General features: G+C 51.0%; 24 protein-coding genes. 4 read left to right on the forward strand and 20 right to left on the reverse strand.

What is annotated here, in order from left to right; all coding sequences use genetic code 11:
* Position 1 precedes the first annotated feature (1 nt).
* Together PHH49_02115 and PHH49_02120 are read right to left on the reverse strand one after the other, a co-directional pair.
* A complete protein-coding gene (locus PHH49_02115) occupies positions 2–727 on the reverse strand; it encodes a tetratricopeptide repeat protein (protein MDD5487741.1) in 726 nt (241 codons plus the stop codon).
* An 11-nt stretch (positions 728–738) separates the two neighbouring features.
* The gene (locus PHH49_02120) at positions 739–1,752 is read right to left on the reverse strand and encodes a diguanylate cyclase (protein MDD5487742.1); all 1,014 of its coding nucleotides are present in this window, start codon (positions 1,750–1,752) and stop codon (positions 739–741) included.
* A gap of 160 nt (positions 1,753–1,912) precedes the next feature.
* Here PHH49_02120 and PHH49_02125 point away from each other — a divergent pair, with 160 nt between their 5' ends.
* The gene (locus tag PHH49_02125) at positions 1,913–2,299 is read left to right on the forward strand and encodes a response regulator (protein ID MDD5487743.1); all 387 of its coding nucleotides are present in this window, start codon (positions 1,913–1,915) and stop codon (positions 2,297–2,299) included.
* 7 nt (positions 2,300–2,306) lie between these two features.
* On the opposite strand, the gene PHH49_02130 is transcribed toward PHH49_02125, so the two are convergent.
* Entirely contained in the window at positions 2,307–4,103 is a 1,797-nt protein-coding gene (locus tag PHH49_02130) for a hypothetical protein (GenBank protein ID MDD5487744.1), read from the reverse strand.
* Positions 4,100–4,579: a peptide-methionine (S)-S-oxide reductase MsrA gene (gene msrA, locus PHH49_02135; GenBank protein ID MDD5487745.1), complete on the reverse strand. Its 480-nt coding sequence runs from the start codon at positions 4,577–4,579 to the stop codon at positions 4,100–4,102. The genes PHH49_02130 and msrA overlap by 4 nt, the downstream gene beginning before the upstream one ends.
* A 211-nt stretch (positions 4,580–4,790) precedes the next feature.
* Between msrA and PHH49_02140 the strand changes: the two genes are divergently transcribed.
* Both PHH49_02140 and PHH49_02145 read left to right on the forward strand, forming a co-directional pair.
* Entirely contained in the window at positions 4,791–5,327 is a 537-nt protein-coding gene (locus PHH49_02140; GenBank protein MDD5487746.1) for a chemotaxis protein CheD, read from the forward strand.
* Complete coding sequence (locus PHH49_02145; GenBank protein ID MDD5487747.1) at positions 5,324–8,101, forward strand: PAS domain S-box protein; 2,778 nt, start codon at positions 5,324–5,326, stop codon at positions 8,099–8,101. Before PHH49_02140 ends, PHH49_02145 begins: the two co-directional genes overlap by 4 nt.
* 111 nt (positions 8,102–8,212) lie before the next feature.
* Here PHH49_02145 and PHH49_02150 read toward each other — a convergent pair whose 3' ends face one another.
* The 15 genes from PHH49_02150 to PHH49_02220 all read right to left on the reverse strand — a co-directional run bounded on the left by PHH49_02150 (position 8,213) and on the right by PHH49_02220 (position 20,050).
* Positions 8,213–8,800: a MarC family protein gene (locus PHH49_02150; GenBank protein ID MDD5487748.1), complete on the reverse strand. Its 588-nt coding sequence runs from the start codon at positions 8,798–8,800 to the stop codon at positions 8,213–8,215.
* 22 nt (positions 8,801–8,822) lie between these two features.
* On the reverse strand, positions 8,823–9,152 hold the full coding sequence (locus PHH49_02155) for a DMT family protein (protein MDD5487749.1): 330 nt from the start codon (positions 9,150–9,152) through the stop codon (positions 8,823–8,825).
* 102 nt (positions 9,153–9,254) lie between these two features.
* Entirely contained in the window at positions 9,255–10,334 is a 1,080-nt protein-coding gene (gene arsB, locus PHH49_02160; protein MDD5487750.1) for an ACR3 family arsenite efflux transporter, read from the reverse strand.
* Positions 10,335–10,348: 14 nt separating this feature from the next.
* Positions 10,349–11,035, reverse strand: a complete 687-nt coding sequence (locus PHH49_02165; protein ID MDD5487751.1) for an aromatic aminobenezylarsenical efflux permease ArsG family transporter — start codon at positions 11,033–11,035, stop codon at positions 10,349–10,351.
* A complete protein-coding gene (locus PHH49_02170) occupies positions 11,035–11,457 on the reverse strand; it encodes a nitrophenyl compound nitroreductase subunit ArsF family protein (protein MDD5487752.1) in 423 nt (140 codons plus the stop codon). The genes PHH49_02165 and PHH49_02170 overlap by 1 nt, the downstream gene beginning before the upstream one ends.
* 14 nt (positions 11,458–11,471) lie before the next feature.
* A complete protein-coding gene (locus tag PHH49_02175; protein ID MDD5487753.1) occupies positions 11,472–11,705 on the reverse strand; it encodes a thioredoxin family protein in 234 nt (77 codons plus the stop codon).
* A 12-nt stretch (positions 11,706–11,717) separates the two neighbouring features.
* Complete coding sequence (arsM, locus tag PHH49_02180) at positions 11,718–12,500, reverse strand: arsenite methyltransferase (protein MDD5487754.1); 783 nt, start codon at positions 12,498–12,500, stop codon at positions 11,718–11,720.
* Between the two features lie 11 nt (positions 12,501–12,511).
* Positions 12,512–13,690 (reverse strand): permease, encoded by a 1,179-nt coding sequence (locus PHH49_02185; GenBank protein MDD5487755.1) that lies wholly within the window; start codon positions 13,688–13,690, stop codon positions 12,512–12,514.
* On the reverse strand, positions 13,681–14,073 hold the full coding sequence (locus tag PHH49_02190; protein ID MDD5487756.1) for a metalloregulator ArsR/SmtB family transcription factor: 393 nt from the start codon (positions 14,071–14,073) through the stop codon (positions 13,681–13,683). Before PHH49_02190 ends, PHH49_02185 begins: the two co-directional genes overlap by 10 nt.
* 75 nt (positions 14,074–14,148) lie before the next feature.
* A complete protein-coding gene (locus PHH49_02195; GenBank protein ID MDD5487757.1) occupies positions 14,149–14,967 on the reverse strand; it encodes a methyltransferase domain-containing protein in 819 nt (272 codons plus the stop codon).
* Between the two features lie 15 nt (positions 14,968–14,982).
* Positions 14,983–15,336 (reverse strand): DUF1667 domain-containing protein, encoded by a 354-nt coding sequence (locus PHH49_02200; GenBank protein ID MDD5487758.1) that lies wholly within the window; start codon positions 15,334–15,336, stop codon positions 14,983–14,985.
* A complete protein-coding gene (locus PHH49_02205; protein ID MDD5487759.1) occupies positions 15,333–16,310 on the reverse strand; it encodes an FAD-dependent oxidoreductase in 978 nt (325 codons plus the stop codon). The genes PHH49_02200 and PHH49_02205 overlap by 4 nt, the downstream gene beginning before the upstream one ends.
* On the reverse strand, positions 16,297–17,736 hold the full coding sequence (locus PHH49_02210) for an NAD(P)/FAD-dependent oxidoreductase (GenBank protein ID MDD5487760.1): 1,440 nt from the start codon (positions 17,734–17,736) through the stop codon (positions 16,297–16,299). The genes PHH49_02205 and PHH49_02210 overlap by 14 nt, the downstream gene beginning before the upstream one ends.
* Positions 17,733–19,211, reverse strand: coding sequence for a glycerol kinase GlpK (gene glpK, locus PHH49_02215; GenBank protein ID MDD5487761.1), 1,479 nt, complete (start codon positions 19,209–19,211; stop codon positions 17,733–17,735). The genes PHH49_02210 and glpK overlap by 4 nt, the downstream gene beginning before the upstream one ends.
* On the reverse strand, positions 19,208–20,050 hold the full coding sequence (locus PHH49_02220; GenBank protein ID MDD5487762.1) for a lysophospholipase: 843 nt from the start codon (positions 20,048–20,050) through the stop codon (positions 19,208–19,210). Before PHH49_02220 ends, glpK begins: the two co-directional genes overlap by 4 nt.
* A gap of 233 nt (positions 20,051–20,283) precedes the next feature.
* Here PHH49_02220 and PHH49_02225 point away from each other — a divergent pair, with 233 nt between their 5' ends.
* On the forward strand, positions 20,284–20,763 hold the full coding sequence (locus PHH49_02225) for a transposase (GenBank protein ID MDD5487763.1): 480 nt from the start codon (positions 20,284–20,286) through the stop codon (positions 20,761–20,763).
* A 262-nt stretch (positions 20,764–21,025) separates the two neighbouring features.
* On the opposite strand, the gene PHH49_02230 is transcribed toward PHH49_02225, so the two are convergent.
* Positions 21,026–21,355 (reverse strand): hypothetical protein (locus PHH49_02230; GenBank protein MDD5487764.1); only part of this gene is annotated, 330 nt, incomplete at its 5' end.

Consider the following 21,355-nt stretch of genomic DNA (forward strand, 5'->3'; position numbering starts at 1 on the left):
GTCACTCATACATGAAAGAAAGGTCCCCGGCCATACGCGGATCCGGGTTCCTGCGCATATAATCTATGTAGAACTCGGCCTTCCTGGCCATGTCTGACGCCGGATCTATATCGATGACCTTTTTCATCTCTTTGTATGCCTCGGAGACCTTCTTATACCCGTTATAATACAACACCCCCCGGTTATAATGCGCTTTCTGGTCGTCCGGCCACAGACTAATTATCCGGTCATATATGTCCGTCGAGTCATCATAATACCTGTGGTTATAGTAAATATACGCTATGGCATTCAATCTGCTAAGGTGCAGGTACGTCCAGATATCCTCACCCACCACCATGTCCTTAGTAAGGTCCAGGTACCTGTCGAAACACTCCCGGCCTTTTTCGGGTTTGCGTTCCGAAAAATACGCCTTGCCAAGGAAAAAACTGGCGTCCGGAAGAGCCCTGTCGTACTTCAGGGCTTTCCTGAACATCTTTATAGCGCGGCCTTTTTCGCCGGCGCTCCAGTACAACTCGCCCAAAAGGACCATGGCCCGGGCGTCCCGCGGATCGCGTTTGAGCATGCTCAGGCACATGCGTTCGGCTGTTCCGCTATCCTTATCGATCATCATGAGGACGACCGACCCGTATATATCCTCCGGGCCCTCTTCCGTATAAGCCGACGGGACGGCCATCATCGCCGTGACCACCAGAACAGACAACAATATGATCGGATATCCGCGTCTCATTAAGTTACGCCTTACATTACACGGTCACGCCCGGCGCTCTTGGCCTTGTACAATGAACTGTCCGCTTTCCTGATAAGCTCTTGCCAGCCGGAAGCGTCCCGGGGGAACTCCGCCACTCCTATGGAAACGGTAAGCCGGCCCAAAGGCTGCGACTCCTTGTTGTAGAAATCGTAATTACGCACGTCCCTGAGTATCCTCCTCGCCCGGGCCATCCCTCCCATCCTCTCGGTCTCGGGAAGCACGATAACGAACTCCTCCCCGCCGTACCTGGCGACTATGTCTATCCCGTCACTTTTGAAGGTCTCGTCCGACCCTCTTGAGGTAGCCCTAAGTATATCCGCTACCTGCTTGAGGACTATGTTCCCCAGGTCATGACCGTTGATGTCGTTATACTGTTTGAAATGGTCTATATCGATGAAAAGCACAGTGAGCGGCCTCGAGTACCTGCCGGCCCTGGCGACCTCGTTGGCGAAAACAGTGTCGAAATACCTGTAATTATAAAGCCCTGTAAGCGCGTCGACCATCACCAGCTTCTCGAGACGGCTATTCTCTATCTGCAATTTCTTGTTGCGGCTGTCGTTAGTCTCGTCCAGCATACCGTTGACGAACTGGACCTCTTTAGTGAGCTCTTCGATCTTGTATTCCATTATACGCATGTTATACCTGAGAACGTCTCGCATGGAAACGATCCCTGCCAGCATACCGTCATCCTCCACCACCGGGACATGTCTTACCGTGTGACGCATCATAAGGTCATACGCCTCTTTATGCCCGGCACCTATGTTCACAGTGATGATATCCCTGGTCATCACATCGCCCACGGGCGTAGTATCCGCGTCGATCCCTCCGACGACAACACGTTTCACGACATCTCTTTCCGTGAAAATACCTGTCGGACGACCGTTCTCTTCTATCACTACCGCCCCTATGTCTTTCTCCTTCATAAGAGCGCATACCTCACCAATAGATGTCCCCGGCGACACCGTTGCCACGCTTTTCACCATCCACGCCGCTATTTCCCCCATGTCAGTCCTTGTCCTTTTGTCTTGATCCGCATCCCGGCATCCACAGGCCCTACTTAGTAAATATACCATCTATCAGGGCATAAGAACAATAACATTTATTTAACGATGATGATGCAAAATACCGCATACGATGTTATAATATTCTTTAAGGGAGGCGAATATGCGAAAAGCGAAAATACTCGTTGTGGAAGATGAAAGTATAATCGCGATGGAGATAGGCTCGCGCCTTGAAAATTCGGGATATAACGTCGTGGGGATCGTCTCCTCCGGGGAACAAGCGATAAAAAGAACTGACGAGATCATTCCGGACGTCATCCTCATGGATATAATACTCAAAGGCGAGATAGATGGCATAGAGACCGTAAAGGAGATACGGAAAAAGCACACCACCCCCATTATCTACATAACCGCGTACTCCGATAAGGAAACCTTTAAACGCGCCGAAGAGACCTCCCCTTATGCCTTCCTGCTGAAACCATTCGAGGAAGACACCCTGAAGGACGCGATCGAGAACGCGTTGAAAGACGCTTCTTCCCCAAAAAAGTAATATTAGCTCATTTATCGCGATCGTTCCGTTTCAGGACTATGGCCCCGTATCCCCAGCCGGTGAACGGTATTTCATCCACTACCTTATCCAGGTGGTAATCTTCCTTCAACAGGTTCTTTATATCAGGGGCATAATCAACACCGAATACCGGATATCCGTATTCGGTCGTATCCCTCTCAAAAACGACGGCATAATCTACTCTTTTATCTTTTATGGCCGCGGCCAACGCTTCCTGTCCCATAATGTTGACACAATCCGGCACGTATGTTTCCATCCAGAGAGGATTATCCTTCCCGAGCAAGTAATTAAGCGCCACCCCTTCCGGGAACACCACCAGGGTATCTGACGGCCCCATTACCTTTCCCAGATATTCCGCCAGCAATATGAATACATACGTCCTTTCGGTCGGCGAAAAGAACAGTTCCCCTTTTCCACCAAGATCGATACCAACGTTCCTGTCGCGGTAGTACATTATGTTACCCCTGAGAAAGAATGTCATGCTCATCATAAGAAAACACGCGGCAAATATCCTATATATGTACGCGGCCCGGGCTGATAGCGGGTCGAACCCCCGTACAGCCCCCGGGACCATACGGAACGTGAATACATACATACTTACCATAGAAGGGATAAGGAGAAAGAAACCGTAACCCTGGGGATGGACTTTCAGGAGTATCCTGCCTATAAGCACCAGGGAGAGCAGAGCCACACAAAGCGTCATTAAGGCCTGTGCCCGGCCATCTTCTTTCGTGTTACCATATCCCGCTGAGACTATAACGGCCACAAGAAGTAGCGGAAGCATGGAGTACTGCGCTATGCCAAGAACATTACCGAACCAACTCCCACAGAAAAGGCCCACGGCCGCGCTGAACGCATAGGCGAAATATACGCCGCTTGTCATCCCTTGATGCTCTGACATTTTCGATATCCGTGGGGATATAACGCGGAACAACATAAGACTTCCCGCGAATACCACAAAAACACCGAACACCAGCAACAAATTCCCGGGGATGTTATCGAACCCTGTAAGCGCGTAGGAAAACTGGCTTTTACTGCAGGCAAAGACCGAGTATCCCCCGACTATCTTCAAGAATGAACCCGCTCCCCCGGCATACGAGAAGAACACCGCGAAAAGGAAGGCTGCACACGCCGGGGGTAAGGCGAGACCGAACATGTCCTTCCATCCTCCGGACCGTTTTGCGCGCATAAGCCCGACAAGAAAGAACACGCCCCACGACATAAGTCCATAATCCGGGCGGGAAAGCATGGCGAGACACGTAAAGAACGCCCATGGCACAAGCTTCACTCTTCTCCCTTTCCTGACAAATCCCAGGAAAAAGAAAAGCGCGAAGAACAGGAAACACGTGAAAAAAGTCGAGGCCACGCTATATGGCAGGATAAAATTGAATATCCCCCAGCTCGAGAAAAAACATACACATATGACCTGCACCAGTATGAGCGCGGATATATATCGGTCGAAAAAGTAGCGTGATACACGGTATAACGCCACCAAAGTCGCTACGGAGACCGCGATACCGGCATAAACCGTCCATTTTATGTGGACACCGAAAAACGCGTTCAGGAACGCGATGATATACGGAGGAAGGAACCCGTAAAAATACAGTACATCCCTATAAAGCACGGCCCCCTGGGACAGTTTTAAGAACACCCACTGGTCGCGGAACGTATCAATGATAAAATCGCCCCATCGGAACCACGTCAGCCTGAGCATCACGACGAACACTGACGCTGGCAGAAGATATATAAGCCATCTACCGGGAGCGAATGTGCCCGAACGCTTCATATATGGCATCCCCCCTGTCCTCTTTTTTCATAGTATCTCTGGTGATATTCCTCGGCCGGGTAGAACACTGAAACCGGCTCTATCCCTGTCGTTATCTTCCCCCCGTACAAAGGTGTCGCGTTCAACTTATCCAGGGAAACGCTGGCGGCATTTTTTTGGGCGTCATCATAGTAGAATATCACGGACCTGTACTGGGTCCCCACGTCCGGCCCCTGTCTGTTCCCCTGTGTAGGATCATGGCTCTTCCAGAAGACACCGAGAAGATCCTCATAGCTGACTACCGACGGGTCGTACGTGACTTTTACCGCCTCCGCGTGCCCCGTCCGGCCCGAACATACTTCTTCATATGACGGGTTCTCCGTGACCCCACCCATATAACCGACTTCCGTATCACGCACCCCGTCCACTTTGCGAAAAACCTCTTCTACACCCCAGAAGCATCCGGCAGCGAACACGGCCTTTTTCCCGTCCCCCATCTCTCCCCCGCTCGTTCTCTCTCCAGCCAGCAAGATGGCCAGAAGCACCCATATTATTGAACGCCGTATTTGTGTCGTCATTTCCATGCTATTATACCACACATACCTTGCCTTAGTCCGTTGAACACAAAAACTCATCGTTTGATTGACTAATCCGTAACGGACGGCATATAATAAGGAACTGAACATCTTGTCCGGTAGGGCTTATTATATGGCGAAACACTATATTGATGTCCCCACGGGGATCGTGAAAGTGGGCCGTGAAAGGTCCATACTTACCTCCAACGGCATAGGCTCATGTGTTGTTGTCGCCTTATACGACCCCAAAAAGAAGATCGGCGGCCTGGCTCATGTTATGCTCCCGGGAAAAGCCAGCATAAATAACATCGAAAAGAGAAAAAAGACCAGGTACGCGGTGAACGCGCTGGACGAACTCAAGAGGAGAATGACCCTTATAGGAGCGGATGACATACGTTCGATACAGGGCGTCCTCATCGGGGGGGCTAACGTACTGAAGTCCACGGATGACATTATCTGCTCAGAGAACATCCGTTCCTGCAGCGTTTATCTGGAAAAGAATGGCATTGCCATAAAAGCCCGGGCTGTCGGTGGCACCGCGAGACGAACGGTGACCTTCAACATAGGGTTCGGCAAATTATATTCCACGGAAGGCAACGGAAAAAACATACTACTGCACTCTTTCGCCAGGGATCCGGAACCTTTTCGTGAGGAAAGAGGCTCGGAATGAGACCACATAAGATCATATTCCTCTATGGCTTGATCGGCGCGATGCTCTTCTGGTTGATCGACTCGTTAGCGGATTTTTTCATATATTACAGGGATAACACCTTGCTCGACCTCATGTTCTTCGGTGTCCCCACTCATGAGATATATACAAGGAGCGCTGTCGCCCTGCTCTTTCTGGCGTTCAGCGTCATCCTGTATGTATACACACGAAGACTTTACAAGCTCTCCGTTATCCTGGACTCCAGGAATAGCGCTCTTCAGCGTTCCGAGAACAAACTTAAAAGCATGAACGCCGAACTCGTGGAGATCAACCGGCACCAAAGGACCATAGAGCAGCAATTGCGCGCCACCAACCAGCAGCTATCCGCCTCCGAGCAGCAACTGCGCGCCACCAACCAGCAGCTATCCGCTTCCGAGCAGCAATTGCGCGCCACCAACCAGCAGCTATCCGCTTCCGAACAGCAGCTTCGCGCCGCCAACCAACAGCTCACCACGTCAAGGAACGAGATACTCAGGGAAAAGGAAAAAGCGGACCTTTATCTTCATATGGCCGGGACAATGCTCCTTATCCTTGACAATACCGGCAAGGTAGTGCTTGCCAACAAAAAAGCCTGTGAGATACTTGAATGCCAGCCTGAAGAGATATATTCCCGGGACTGGTTCGAAACATTCATTCCGGAGGGAGAAAGGACGAAAGTCCACGGGTTCTTTGACGGCCTGATCAAGGGCCAACTGGAACTCATGGAAAATACCGAGAATGATATCATTACCGCCAAAGGGGAGACCCGTCGCATCAAGTGGCACAATACACTACTCAAGGATGAAAGTACCGGAAAGATCTCGGGCATACTGAGTTCGGGTGAGGATATAACGGAAAAACAAAGAGCGGAACGCGAGATAATTAACCTCGCTAAATTCCCGTCAGAGAACCCGAACCCGGTGCTCAGGATATCAAAAAGCGGCGACATACTGTACGCCAACGAAGCGTCCGCGGCTATCCTGACGCATTGGGACACCTCAGTGGGCAAGAATATACCGGACAGCTGGAAAGAGCTCATTACTAACGCTATGGATACCGGCAAGCCTCTCTTCCTTGAAGTATCGGTCCCGCCCCGAACGTTCCTTTTCAACATATCCCCGATGCCCCTGGAAGAGTATGCCAATATTTACGCGAATGATATCACGAACCGTAAAAAAGCCGAGAAAGACCTGTCGGATTACCTGTTCTTCCTTGAGGGGCTGGAACGCGTGAATACGGCCAAGCTTAGATCCTATGACCTGGAAGATTCCATAAGAAGCGTTTTCTCCGAGCTTCTGGCCATCTTCAGGGTCGAACACGCGTGGCTTCTCGAAAAACGCGATCCGGGAAAAGGATCGCACATGATAATAGCGGAAAGTTCATGCGCCAAGCATCCATCCGCCACGAAGTCCAGGGACGCGATCACTATCTCGCCTGGGCTGGAAGAGCTCCTTTCCGACACCCAGTCATACGGCATACCAATTACATACGGTACCGGCAACGACCGGCCCCTGCCGGCAGAACTTGCCCCGGGACTCCCCGCTGGCATAAAAAACCTCATGGCGGTCTCGATACAGACCCTTGCCGGGAGATCATACCTCTTGGGCATTCACAACTGTTCGGCAGAACGCTCCTGGTCCGACACCGATAAAAAACTTCTAAAGGAAATATCCAACCGGATATCGGACCATATCACCAGCGGCATATATTTTGAGAGCGTAAAGGAAAGCTCCGTACGTTACACCACGCTTTTCGAGAACATGCTCAATGCTTTCGCCCTGCACGAGATCGTGCTGGATGAAAATGATACCCCCGTCGATTACGTCTTCCTCAATGTCAATACAGCGTTCGAGAATATGACCGGGCTGAAAAGGCATGATCTAATAGGAAAAAAAGTGACGGAGGCCTTGCCGGGAACGGATAAGGACCCGACCGATTTTATAGGTAAATACGGCGCGGTAGCCAAGGGACTGGGTGATATCCGCTTCGAGGCCTACTCCTCGGTGCTGGGTAAATGGTTCTCCATAATAGCCTTTTCTCCCGATAAAGGACGTTTCGCCACGGTGTTCGAGGATATCACCGAACGCAAGAACATCGAGCTTGAAAGAGCGGCAAGCCTTAAAGCGAAAGAAACTCTCCTCAGGGAGATACACCACAGGGTAAAGAACAACCTGCAGATCATATCCAGCATTAACTACCTGCAAGCCCAGCAGATCAAAGATCCCCAGGTACTGTCGCTACTGGCCGACATGCGCCTGCGCATTGTAGCCCTCGGCCTTATACATGAAAAGCTCTACAATTCCACGTCCCTCGGATCCATGGACTTCAGGGAATACCTGAGCTCGCTTAAAGAACACTTCCTCGCGACATACTCGAGCCCGGGGGCATCCGTTTCCATAGAACTGGATATGCCCGAACCCGTGTTCTTCGACATAGACACTTCCATACCGTGCGGACTGGTGATAACGGAACTTTTCTCGAATTCGTTCAAACACGCCTTTACCGCGGGAGAACAGGGAAAGATCAACATTTCCGCGCATTATACCGGCGAGAACAAGAACGCCTATAACATAGTATACGCGGATAACGGGCCGGGGTTCCCAAAGGGGTTCGACATACAAACGTCAAAAAGCCTCGGTATGAGGATAATAAGGTCGCTTGTGGAACAGCTTGATGGCTCTGTGGAATGTTTTAACCATAATGGCGCCAATTGTAACATAAGCATATGTCCGCGGCGGGAACGTAATACGGATTAAGGACGTACCGCCGCGCGGATCGTTGTCTGTCCTCTCTTTCATCAGGAACAAGGTCCTCCTGCTATGGACAACGGAGAAGGACCATACCCATTCCTTCTACCGTATGCCACATCAAAGTGGGGCGGATAACAATATCATGACCACCCCTTTACGAACAAGCATGACCGCTATTGCCGCGAGAAGCAGGCTCATGACCTTGGAAAGCGCTTTCGCCCCGCCCTCGCCCAGGCCTTTTATCAGGATACCCGAGAAAGAGAATATGGCCCCGGCTATAAGTATGTTAACAAGCACCGATACAAGTGTCGCCACTAGCCCGTACTGGCCGAGGCTTACGAGCGAAGTGGTCAGGACCGCGGGCCCTACGATAAGCGGTGTCCCTATAGGCACCGCGCCCAGGTCCTTTACCGGTCGCCTTCTTTGCTTGCCCGGGGTTATTATATCTATTATAGCTATGCAAAAAAGTATGGCCCCTCCGGCTATCATGAAATCGCCCATTGTTATCCCGAGAAGTTTAAAAACAGCCTGGCCGAGAAAAATGAAGAACACAGCAAGGCATACTGCGGTAACAAGTGATTGTACGATTATGGCCAGTTTTTCTTTCTGCCTGAGCCCCACCGTAAGGGAAACGAATATCGGCAGGACGCCTATGGCGTCGACCGCTACGAACACGGGTATGAACGCGAGAAAGATGTTCCTCATTCCAGCTGCCCTCCGGGCTTTTTCACCACTTTTTGAAAATAAAAAATACGGCCGCTATGATAAAGCCGAACCCCACAAAATAATTCCACTTGAACTCTTCCCTCAGGTAAAGGATCGAGAACACGGAGAACACGACCAGCGTTATGACCTCCTGTATGGTCTTAAGCTGGGCCGCCGTGAACTGGCCATGCCCTATCCTGTTCGCGGGCACCTGGAAACAATATTCCAGCAGCGCTATCATCCAGCTTATCACTATTACTTTGAAAAGCGGGGAATGCTTGTATTTGAGGTGACCGTACCAGGCTATGGTCATGAATATATTTGATACGGTGAGTAATATTATAGTCCACATAGGAGGATATTCTATCACAAACAAGGGTTATTTTATCCAAAGAAAAATATTCCGGCCGCGTAACTTTTTCCTTGATACCCCTCCCCCCCCCAAAAAAAAATATCAACAGAACCAGCCCCTGGTCCGCGAACATACCTTGACCAGCATCAGCATGACCGGCACCTCTATGAGGACACCTACGACCGTGGCCAGGGCCGCGCCGGAGGAAAGCCCGAACAATATCGTAGCCGTGGCAATAGCAACCTCAAAATGGTTGCTCGCCCCTATGAGTGCCGATGGCGCGGCGTCACGGTAAGACAGCCCCATTCGCCTGGCAATAACATAAGTCAGTCCGAAGATCAGGCATGTCTGGATAAAAAGCGGGACCGCGATAAGGAATATGACCTGCGGCTGGTCAACAATAAGTCCGCCCTTGAAAGAAAAAAGCAGTATGAGCGTAGTAAGTAACGCGCATATTGACACCGGCGTTAAATAACGCAAAAATCTCTCCTCGAACCATTTAAAGCCTTTTTTCGCGATCAGCCATTTTCTTGAATAATACCCCAGGAGTAACGGCAAACCGACATATATAACTACGGACAGGACTATCGTCTGCCACGGTATCGGCATTTTGTTCACGCCCAAAAGCCATCCGCCCAGAGGCGCGTAAAGAAAAAGCATTGTAAGGGAATTGATACCGACCATGACGAGGGTATGGCCATCATTACCCTTGGCCAGATGTCCCCAGATCAGCACCATCGCCGTACAGGGAGCTATTCCCAAAAGTATACACCCGGCAATATACGATCTGAATAATTCGACCTCCGCTCCGCCCTTCACTATTTCCACTCCCGGAAGCCATCCCTTAAAGAACACGCCCAGGAACAACCATGCAATACCAAGCATGGTGAACGGCTTAACGCACCAGTTAACGAATAACGTAAGCAAGACCGGCTTCGGCGTCTTGCCCGCTTTAATAACCTCGGCAAAGTCGATCTTGACCATGATCGGGTACATCATGAAAAAAAGGCAAATTGCAATTGGAATGGACACCTGATAGATCGAGACTTGGTCGAGCGTAACAGCGACCTGAGGGAATAACTTGCCAAGCGCTATTCCGGCTCCGATACAAAGAACAACCCATCCGGTAAGATATTTTTCAAAAAAACTTAACCGTCTTTCTTCATGAATAACATGTTCCATTTGCTCTCTTCCCCCTAGAACAGCTTCAGGATATAAATTCCGGAATAATACAACCCGACAAGAATAAAGATCACTCCGGTTATTCTGCGGGTATAAAGTTCTAGCTTCGTGATCTTATTAAACCAATGGCTCATTGAAGTAACACCTAACGCGATCGCGATAGCGAACATCAAGACCGGAAGCCCTGTTCCCACCCCATAAATAAACGGAAATATCGTTCCCACGTTGCTGTTAAGCGCCAAAGGAATAAGGCTTCCGAAGAATAACGCCGCGGAGACCGGACAAAACGCCAAGGCGAATATAAGACCCAAAAGAAAAGCCCCCGGCGCGCCGGACTCCACCAGCTTATTATGATGCTTTTGGGACAATGCCACGCCAGGCAACTTTATCGTGATCACTTCCAATAAAAATAATCCCGTAATCATCAAAAGCGGTCCTAAAGCCTTCACCAGGTATTTTTGCAAAAACTGCGCCGCCTGCGGCACGCTTAAAAGAGAGCTGATGATGATCCATCCCAATACCGCGTAAGCGACCACCCTGCCCAGCGTGTAAGCGAGCCCTGAAACGAGGACAAGGCCCGGATGAGCGATCTTCTTTGACAGGAACGACACCGCCGCGATGTTTGTAGCCAATGGACATGGGCTGATCGAAGTTAAAATGCCCAGCCACAAGGCTGATCCGGAAGCGATCAATAATTCCATTACTGCGCATCCTTCATGAAAGCCTTCACCTCAGACGTCACATAATCAATAAACTTTTGCTTATTGCGGGCAAGTTCCCAGATCTTATCGAGATCCTTCGACTTAACTTCCTTCCCGTCCTTAGTCATTGAGAGAATAAGTGTTTTGGTGTACAGCTTATAGTCTTCCACGAAATGCTCATTGCCCCGCTTCTCCACATTAACCGACTTGAACTCGACCTCCCCCGAAGCCAGGGCATCCTTGAAATTAGTTTCGACAGCTTCTTTTGAATATTGTTCCATAGCTTTACATGTCGGGCACCGGAACGACCCGTGAAAATAATATACAGTCGCCTTTTCCGGCGACCGGACCTGAACAGTATCCGCGGCACAAACGTTCGCAAGGACCAGGACCGCGAGAAAAGCGAACAGCGTCTTTCTCATTTCGCCCCCTCCCTTCACCGTACGAGTATATTTTTGATATCATCCTTGCTGAGCAACTTGCCGGATGAAACGATCTTTCCGTCGACGGCCAGGGCCGGTGTTATCATGACGCCTCTTCCGATGATATCGTCTATATCCGTTATCTTGTCGATATCGACCTGGATACCCAGCTCTTTAGCCGCTTCTTCCGCGTTGGCGAATAACTGCTTGCATTTGGGACAACCCGCTCCCAATATTTCGATCTTCATTTTATGCCTCCGTTATTTTTTAACCGCCGAGATCTTTATGCTGACAATGGCGTCCTGAGCGGCCTCAAGATCATCGAACATGGCGTCAACTGGATAACTTGCCTCGCTTATGATCTTGATACTCTGAAATCCCGCCTGCTTAATAAACCGCAAATATTCTTCTTTTTTGATCGCTCCGGCAAGGCAACCCACATACGCCTCAACAGAATCCTTGATTTCTTGCGGGAGATCTTTTGCCAACACCAGGTCCGAGACCATCAACCTGCCGCTGGCCTTAAGCACCCTGAACGCTTCCTCAAATACGGCTTTTTTGTCCTGGGAAAGATTGATCACGCAATTGGATATGACCACATCGATCGAACTATCCTCGATCGGCAGATCTTCTATCTCGCCCAGCCGGAACTCTATATTGTCATAACCCGCTCTTTCGGCGTTCTGCCTTGCCCTATCCAGCATTTCCCGCGTCATATCCACTCCTATCACCCTGCCGGTCCTGCCCACCTTCCCTGCCGCCAGGAAAGCGTCGAACCCCGCGCCGCTCCCGAGATCAAGCACGACATCACCTTCTTTTAAGGAAGCTATGGCGACCGGATTGCCGCAACCAAGCCCGAGATTGGCGCCATCAGGGACCGCGTTCATCTCGTCGTCACTGTACCCTATGGTCCTGCTGATATCCCTGGCAGAGACCGATGAAGGACAACATGCGCCGGACGGGCAACACGATGTCCCCTGCCGGGCCACCTTTGCATATCCTTCTTTAACGATCTTTTTGATACGCTCTTTATCCTTCTCCATTATCCTCCCCCTTATCCGGCTATCGCGCCGAACAATATTCCGCTAAATGTCGCCATCACTATGACAAGGCCGACATAAACAACCGTCTTTTTCGTGCCCAGGACCCCCCTGATCACGAGCATATTTGGCAGGCTTAACGCGGGCCCGGCCAATAACAGGGCCAATGCCGGTCCTTTACCCATCCCGGCGCCTATAAGTCCCTGCAATATCGGTATCTCCGTAAGTGTGGCGAAATACATGAACGCCCCCAGGAAGGAAGCGCAAAAATTCGAGAGTAAAGAGTTCCCGCCTACGGCTTTAGCGATGATCCATGCCGGGATAAGGCCTTCATGTCCCGGCCTTCCCAGGAGAAGGCCCGCCGCGATAACACCCAAAAAGAGTAGCGGGATTATCTGCTTGGCGAATGCCCATGAACTCGCGACCCAATCCGTTATTTCATCTGCGCGGAACCATTTTAAGAGCGTAAGGCCCGTTACGACAAGTCCACCACCCGCGAGATACCATTTCGCGGCGAATATCGCGGCCCATATGCCACCCTCGCCTTCCGCCGGAGCGGCCCAATTCGCGAACACGAGGAAGGCCACCATAGAAGCGAAATATACCGCGTTCTGGACGAGTGTTCTCCCCTCCTTTTCTCCCCCGATAGAAAGATCCCCCCCGGCCTGCCTTGCGCTTTCTTCCTTTATAAAGATCATATGCATCAAAAGCCCTATCACGACACTGAACACCACGGCACCTACGGCTCGCGCGATACCCAGCTCCCATCCGAGGATGCGCGCCGTCATGATGATCGCTAGCACGTTTATCGCCGGCCCGGAATAGAGGAACGCCGTGGCCGGACCCAGACCTGCGCCTCTTTTATATATGCCCGAGAACAGGGGAAGGACCGTGCAGGAACACACCGCGAGTATCGCGCCCGATATGGACGCCACGGAATATGCCAGGAACTTATTGGCCTTAGCCCCGAAATACCTTATCACGGAGGCCTGGCTCACGAATACCGAAATGCCACCGGCTATGAAGAACGCCGGGACAAGGCAAAGGAGCACATGTTCCCGCGCATACCATTTTACCAGGGCTATAGCCTCGAACACGGGATTCCTGAACGGCAGGAGATCGATCGGCATATAAAAACACGCCAGAAAAGCCGCCACCATCAATATCAATTTATTCCGCTCTTTCACTGGCACCTCTTTTTCCCCGCCTGCGGCGTGGTCCGCTGGCAGCAAAGCTTATTCCTGTCGGCTTTTTTTATCTTTGCCCTGTCCGAAAGCACTATTTCATCCGAGTTCGCCCACTGTTCCAGCTTCCCCAGTAGCGCCTTTGAGTATCCGTTATCCGGGTTGATATAATAATTCGTCCAGAATCCTTCGTGCTCATTCTTTATTATGCCGGCGTTCTTGAGTTTTTTCAGGTGACGTGATACGCTCGGCTGGGTTATTCCCAGAACATATGCCAGTTCGCATACACAGAGCTTATTCCCTTCCAGCATCTTGAGTATCCTTATGCGGTTAATATCCGCCAGGGCTTTCATTATTTTAGAGAGTTCTTCCATCCCACATTCCTTTCCCATATAGCCAATCTGCTATATAGATTAGCAGAATAACGGCCTGTCGTCAATCATTTCTTGAATATGGAACAAGATATGTTATTTTACGGCCGTTCCCGAGAAGAACGTATAGTTGAACACTCCGTCCTCTTCCGTAGCCCGGTACATGTCTTTCATGCCCTTATCCCAGGCGCTCTTTTCAATAAGGCCTGACCCGATGGCATCCTTCCTGACCCCTTCCACCATGGCTATGAACGTCCTCTTGGAAAAGCCTTCGACAAGCTCAGGCTTATCGGAGTCGACATACACTACTTTCGGGGATACTTTGATATCCCTGAAAGCCGCTTTTTTCAGGAGAGGGAAAAGCTCCCTGCCGATAAGTCCGTTCCCGCCCAGCGCGGCCTGTATATCAACGAGGCATTGGACGGCTTTTCTCGCTTCCGGGCTTTCCGGATACGCGTACCATGATCCGTGGTCGCCTTCGATCACGGTAACGCCGCCCCCCGGTCTTAACAGCCCTCTTATTATGCCGAGAGCTTTCACCGGGTCCTTGAGATGCTCCAGAAAAAAACACACGAACACGTTGTCAAAACTTTCCTTATCGAACGGCAGGGCATAAACATCGGCGCGGAGAAAGGTGATATTGTCGAGCTTATGTTTTTTGGCGTTCTTTCTGGCCACCTCGAGCGATACTTCCGATATATCGACCGAAGTGATCTTCACTCCCGGGTTGTTGGCGGCCAATATGACGGATTGGCTGCCAGTGCCGCAACCTATTTCGAGAAGTGAGGTATTATCAGGGTATCGGACACCCTCATGCAATATGCCCGCCAGCGCGCCCGCTTGGTCCCCAAGACGTTTAAGCTGTTTTTCCGAATATCCGTGTACATATTCCATTTCATTCCTTTCCGCCGCCATAAAAAAATGGCCGGCCTACATATCCCGCGTGGCGACAAGATCTATCCCCATACCGAGAAGGTCCCCAGCGATCACGTCACCGGCCTTGACGGGGCCAGTAACACGCATTTTCCTGATCACTGACATGAGCTCAAGCATACTGTCCTTCGGGACAGGTCGTGACGTCCTCACCGGCAGCATCTTGAGCGGCATTCCCAGGGTAAGCACTGTAGTGGTCAGGACGCGTTCGGGGTTCACCGCTTCATGTACGGCGTATACCTGACCCTTAGCGCATTTATTGCCCGTCACTTCCCTTATCTCGCAACCTTCCATATCTACCGTAAGGGCACATCCGACCGGACATTCTGTGCAGATCATTCTTTTTATCATATCCGCCTTTTCAGGAATTCCGCGGCCACGCGCCCGACCTCAACACTATCATGTGTGACCCGGTCCACGATATCATATACCTTCGACGAATTCCCACAGACAAAAACACCCGGTATGGACGTCTTCCCGCGTCCATCGGATACCGGGGTATTAGTCCTCCTGTCGATCTTGACTCCCGCCATCTCTATGAGCTCGTTCTCGGGAATAAGGCCTACTGACACCAGGAGCGTATCACATTCAATGCTGGACCCCGTACCGCTAACTTCGTTGAAATCGTCGTCGACCATAACTATATCCACCTTCTCTACCCTATCCCTGCCATATATCTTCTTTATCTTATGACGCAGATAGAACGGAATATCAAGATCCTCAACGCATTGCACCACGTTACGTACAAGCCCGCAAGCCCTGTTCTGTATCTCGACCACGGCTTTTACCTGCGCCCCTTCCAGCGTGAACCTCCTGGCCATAATAAGCCCTATATCCCCGGACCCCACTATTACGACACTATTGCCGGGAAGAAGTCCCTCGATATTGATAAGTTTTTGCGCGAGCCCCGCCGAGAATATACCCGCGGGCCTTGTCCCCGGTATGTGTATCATCTCGCGCGTCCTCTCCCGGCATCCGGTGGCCATTACAAGCGCTCCTGCCTTTACTCTCTCAAGCCGCCCGGGCTTAAGATACGTGAGCACCCTATCCGCTGACAGGTCAACTGCGAACGACCTGAGGCTTACTTCGATACCGGGAGCCTTCTTCACCATCTCAATGAACCTCCCGGCGTATTCCGGACCGGTAAGCACTTCCTTGAAATATTCTATTCCGAACCCCGTATGAACGCACTGGTTAAGTATTCCGCCCAGGAACTGGTCCCGTTCGACGATAAGTATATCCTCAACGCCATGATCCCGCGCCGAAACGGCCGCGGCCATCCCCGCTGGTCCACCCCCCACTATAACAAGCTCACGTCGCGTCATCCGCCCTGTCCTTCATGACTATCCACGACCCTTCGCCGCGCTTTGTGATATCCGTCATCTTACGGCCCGTAGCTTCGGCCAATATCCTCATTATACGCGTTGTACAAAAACTCCCGTGGCATCTTCCCGCCTGGGCCCTTGTCCTGAATTTTATACCGTCAAGCGTACGAGCCCCCCGGGCAATGGCGTCCTTGATCTCCCTGGCCGATATCATCTCACATCTACATACGATATCCCCGTAAGATGGGTCCTTCCGGATAAGACCGGCGGCCGCCCTGAGCGGTATAGCGAAAAGATGGGTGGTCCTCTTCCTTTTTCCATGGAAGAAAAGCTTGCGTCTTGTTCTGAGACCGGACGAGCGCAGGATATCCCTCACCATTTCAGCGATGGCGGGAGCGGCCGTGAGCCCCGGCGACTGTATCCCGGCCACGTTCACGAATCCCGGCACGCTATCCTCATGCCGTATAATGAAATCCTTTCCAGCCACCGGCCTGACCCCGGCAAAATAGGCGATAATATCGTCCGGCTCGATGGACGGCACCATCTTCCTTACCGCGTCAACCACTTTCGCTAACCCCTCATTCGTCGTCGCCAGATCCTCCCTATCTTCCGTATCGTCGGCGGTGGGTCCTATCATAGGGTTACCATCAGCGGTCTTGATAACTAGGACACCCTTACTGGAGGGTGTCGGCAACGGAAATATGAGGTGCCGGGTAATGCCCTGCCTTTTCTTGTCCAACAGGAACTCTTCCCCCTTCCGTGGCTTTATGGATATATCCTTTATCCCGACCATAGCGGCGATACTGTCCGCGTAAAGCCCGGCGGCGTTCACGACGTATCTCGCGGGAAATTCACCACTGGTCGTATGTACCCTGAAACCGTTACTGGTCGTTCCTATACTTTCCACACATGTGCGCGCGAATATTTCCACGCCGTTACGCGCGGCGTTCTCGGCAAGGTCATATACCAGCCTGTATGGACTGATTATGGCCGCGGTCGGGGCGTAAAGGGCTTTTTTTACGTCCGGGTTCAGGTTAGGCTCGTTCTTCGCCAGCCATTTCCTGTCTACGATCTTTAACCCGGGGACCCCTAGAGATCCCGCCTCTTTTTTCAGCGCGTAAAGACGCTGGACCTCCTCATCATTGAACGCGACAATAAGCTCACCGACCTCCTTGAGGTCTACTCCCAGTTCCCGCGCGATCCTCCTCACCAGCCTGTTGCCCCGGACACAAAGGCGGCCTTTTATGGAAGAAGGATCATTCTGCGTACCGGGGTGTATTATCCCGCTATTGGACTTTGACACACCGAACCCGAGTTCTTCCTCTTTTTCCAGCAAAGCTATGGAAAGTCGGTATTTCGACATTTCACGGGCAATGGCAGCCCCGGATACTCCTCCACCTATTATAACAAGATCGTATTCTTTCATTTCGTAAGCGTCCTTCCGACCGCGCCTTTCCATTCCTTATAGAGCGTTCCGGCCTTCGCCTTGCCCATAGCAGGCGTGAACACCCGGTCCTCCCTCCAGAATTTCCTGATCTCATCCGCGTTCTTCCAATACCCCACCGCGAGACCCGCCAGGTATGCCGCTCCGGCAGATGTCGTCTCAATGATACGTGGACGTACCACTTTCGTACCGGTTATATCCGCTTGGAACTGGCACAGGAACGAATTGGCCGCGGCGCCTCCGTCGACCTTGAGCTCTTTTATCTTTATCCCGGAATCTTTCCGCATGGCGTCAAGGACGTCACGGGTCTGGTAACATATGGCCTCGATCGCGGCCCTGGCGATATGCGCTCCGGTCGTCCCCCTTGTTATCCCGTATATGGCCCCGCGGGCGTCCTGGTCCCAGTAAGGCGCGCCCAACCCAACAAGCGCTGGAACGAAATACACCCCGTAATTGTCCTTGAGTCCCGCGGCCATCTTTTCCGTTTCCCTTGCGTTCCTTATTATTCTCAACCCGTCGCGAAGCCATTGTATGGCCGCTCCGGCCACGAACACCGCGCCCTCCAGTACATATACAGGTTCTCCGCGCCTGCCACATCCAAGCGTAAGTATAAGCCCGTGTTCCGATCGAACTTTCTTTTTCCCGACATTCATAAGTATAAAACTACCCGTACCGTACGTGTTCTTAACACTGCCGGGAGAGAAACACGCCTGGCCAAAAAGGGCCGCCTGCTGGTCCCCCGCTATCCCGGACACAGGTATCCCGGCAGGCAAACGACCTCTCTTGACCGTATAACCGAACACCCCTGAGGACGTTCTTACCTCTGGAAGGATGCTCCTGGGTATATTCAGCTTTTTCAGTATCCCGCCGTCCCACGCCTTTTTATTTATATTAAAAAGCATCGTCCTGGAAGCATTGGTGAAATCTGTAGCGTGTACCTTGCCTCCGGTCAGGTTCCAAAGCACCCACGTATCCGTTGTCCCGAAACGTATCTTACCGAGCCTTGCCTTTTCCCTGGCGCCCTTGACGTTCCTGAGTATCCATTCTATCTTCGTCGCCGAAAAATACGCGTCGACCGGAAGTCCCGTTCTTTCCCGGAAAAACGCCGCTCCGATACTCTTTCTTATGTGGTCGCACCTTTCCGCGGTCCGCCGGCATTGCCACACTATAGCCCTATGAACAGGCTTTGAGGTCTGGGCATCCCACAGAACAGTGGTCTCCCTTTGATTTGTTATCCCTATAGCGGTTATCGATCCCGGTGGTACTTTCAGCAGCACATCCTGTATGGAGCCATCTACACTTGCCCATATCTCACGCGGGTCATGTTCCACCCAGCCGGGTTTCGGGAAATATTGTTTGAATTCACGATAAGAGCTCGCGACCACCCTGCCTTTCCTGTCATATATGATGGCGCGGCTCCCCGTGGTCCCCTGGTCTATCGCGAGTATATACTTCATCCCCTCTCCATTCCGTCCGATCGCGTTACGCTCCGCATCCATTCCCGTATATCCCTAAAGACCTGTTCCCTGCCGTTATCGATGGATAAGGAGTGATACATGCCGGGATATGCCAAAAGTGTCTTTTTCCCGCTTTTCACCCGTTTGAAGACCTCTCCGATCACCTTCGTATCCACCAGCTTATCCTGCCCCGCGGAAAGGAACATGACCGGTAGTTCCAGGGATCCGGCCTCACGCACGCATTTAATCTGTGCCTTCAATAGCTCGAAACACAAACGCGCGGAAGCATGCCTGGTTTCCAGATGGTCCTCGTCCATAGCCGTCCTGTATCTTTCGTCGCGCGTGCACATATGCGAATCGAAAGGCATCCTGAATGTCTTTTCGGGGTTGTAGGCAAGCGCGGCGAATATGGCCATATACATAGAAAGTGGAACATGCATAATATCCTTGAAGGCCGGGGACATACAGACGAGCCCGCTGAACGCGCGGCGATGTTCCATTACTTTAAGCATCGCTATAAGCGCCCCCATACTTTCACCCACGATAAAGACATCTTTCCCGGCAGCTTCGGCACTTATGATGTCCATAAGTGGATCTATATCGTCCAGATAGACCCTAAAGGACCGGACATGGCCTTTCGGTGGAGGGGTGGCGCCGAATCCCCTGAGTTCAAGCGCGTAAGACGATATACCTTCTCCCCTGAAATACTCTCCGAACGCTTCCCAGCGGCCGGTATGGGCTCCCATCCCATGGACAAGAAGCGCCACAGCTTCCGGTATAGGGGCAAGCCACTTGCGATACATTATCCCCGCGCTTTTATTCTCCTCAATATGCCGCATCACTAAAGTATATCATAAAAAACCGTTTTTGTTATTGAAGCAAAACCGTTTCTATTCCTAAAGCTAAACCTGTTTCTCTTCCGATCTTAAACCTGCTCCCGTTTTCGTTCTCAAAACTGTACCCTTCACATTTTTTTGCAGCAATCATGTCTTTTTTTCTGTCTCACTATTGTAGCCATTTCATGGAATGAATTTTGAAAATTTATGTCAAACGCCCCCAGAAAGGAGCTGTCATGCCAATAAAAGCCCGTGTTCTTATCGATAACGTTGTCTATCATATTATTGTAAGAGGCAATCATGGACAAACGATATTTTCTCACCAGGATGACTTTGTTCGATATCTTAAAACTGTACGGAAATATAAAAATAGGTACGGGTTTAGGCTCTATGCATACTGTCTAATGAACAATCATGTTCACTTAGTGATCGATCCTCACGACAAATATTCGCTAAAAAATATCATGCATTGTATCAATCTATCTTATTGCAAATGGCACAACTCCAGATACGAACAATCCGGACATTTATGGCAAGGACGGTACAAGAGCTACATAGTGCAAAAGGATCAATATCTTGTAAATTGTATAACTTACGTAGAATTTAACCCGGTCAGGGCCAAGATATGCCAAAGAGCCGAAGAATATCCATGGAGCAGTTATTCCAGTCGCACTCTTGGAGTTCCGAGTCCCCTACTTGACGATATTTTATTTTAAGACATAAAGCGCTTTCAAGGTACAGGTTTAGCTTTGATTCTTGGTACAGGTTTGAGTTCAATAACCGTGACGGATTTAGCTTTGATATTAGAAACGGTTTTAAAAAAGAGGAGGGGGTAGAACCCCTCCTCTTTCGCGTTACCTATTGAACGTTATATTATCTTCCGCTTTTAGTTTTGCGGCCGCTTTGCGTTGTGCTCTTATATCCACCGGTGTTACTGCCGCTATTATCCTTCGATCCGGTCCAGCTATCTTACTTCCTCTACTTAGATCTTTTCCCGGACCTCTTCTTTCCCCGATCCGGACTGGCACCCGGACCGCCCTGTGGTCCCGGCTTATTTTCCCAGTTGGTGCCCGGGCCGCCTTTCGGCCCCGGAGGGTTATTGTCGTTATCTCGCTTCCTCACATCCGGACTGGCACCCGGACCGCCCTGTGGTCCCGGCTTGTTCTCCCAATTGGTGCCCGGGCCGCCTTTCGGCCCCGGAGGGTTATTTTCTTTATCCCACTTTCTTTCCATCATTTTTTCTTTCCTATCCACCGTACCGTCGTCATTCCTGTCCATTTTGTCTAACCTGGCTTCTTTTTTGTCCTG

The sequence above is a fragment of the Candidatus Omnitrophota bacterium genome (genome assembly GCA_028715965.1).
Taxonomy (GTDB): domain Bacteria; phylum Omnitrophota; class Gorgyraeia; order Tantalellales; family Tantalellaceae; genus JAQUQS01.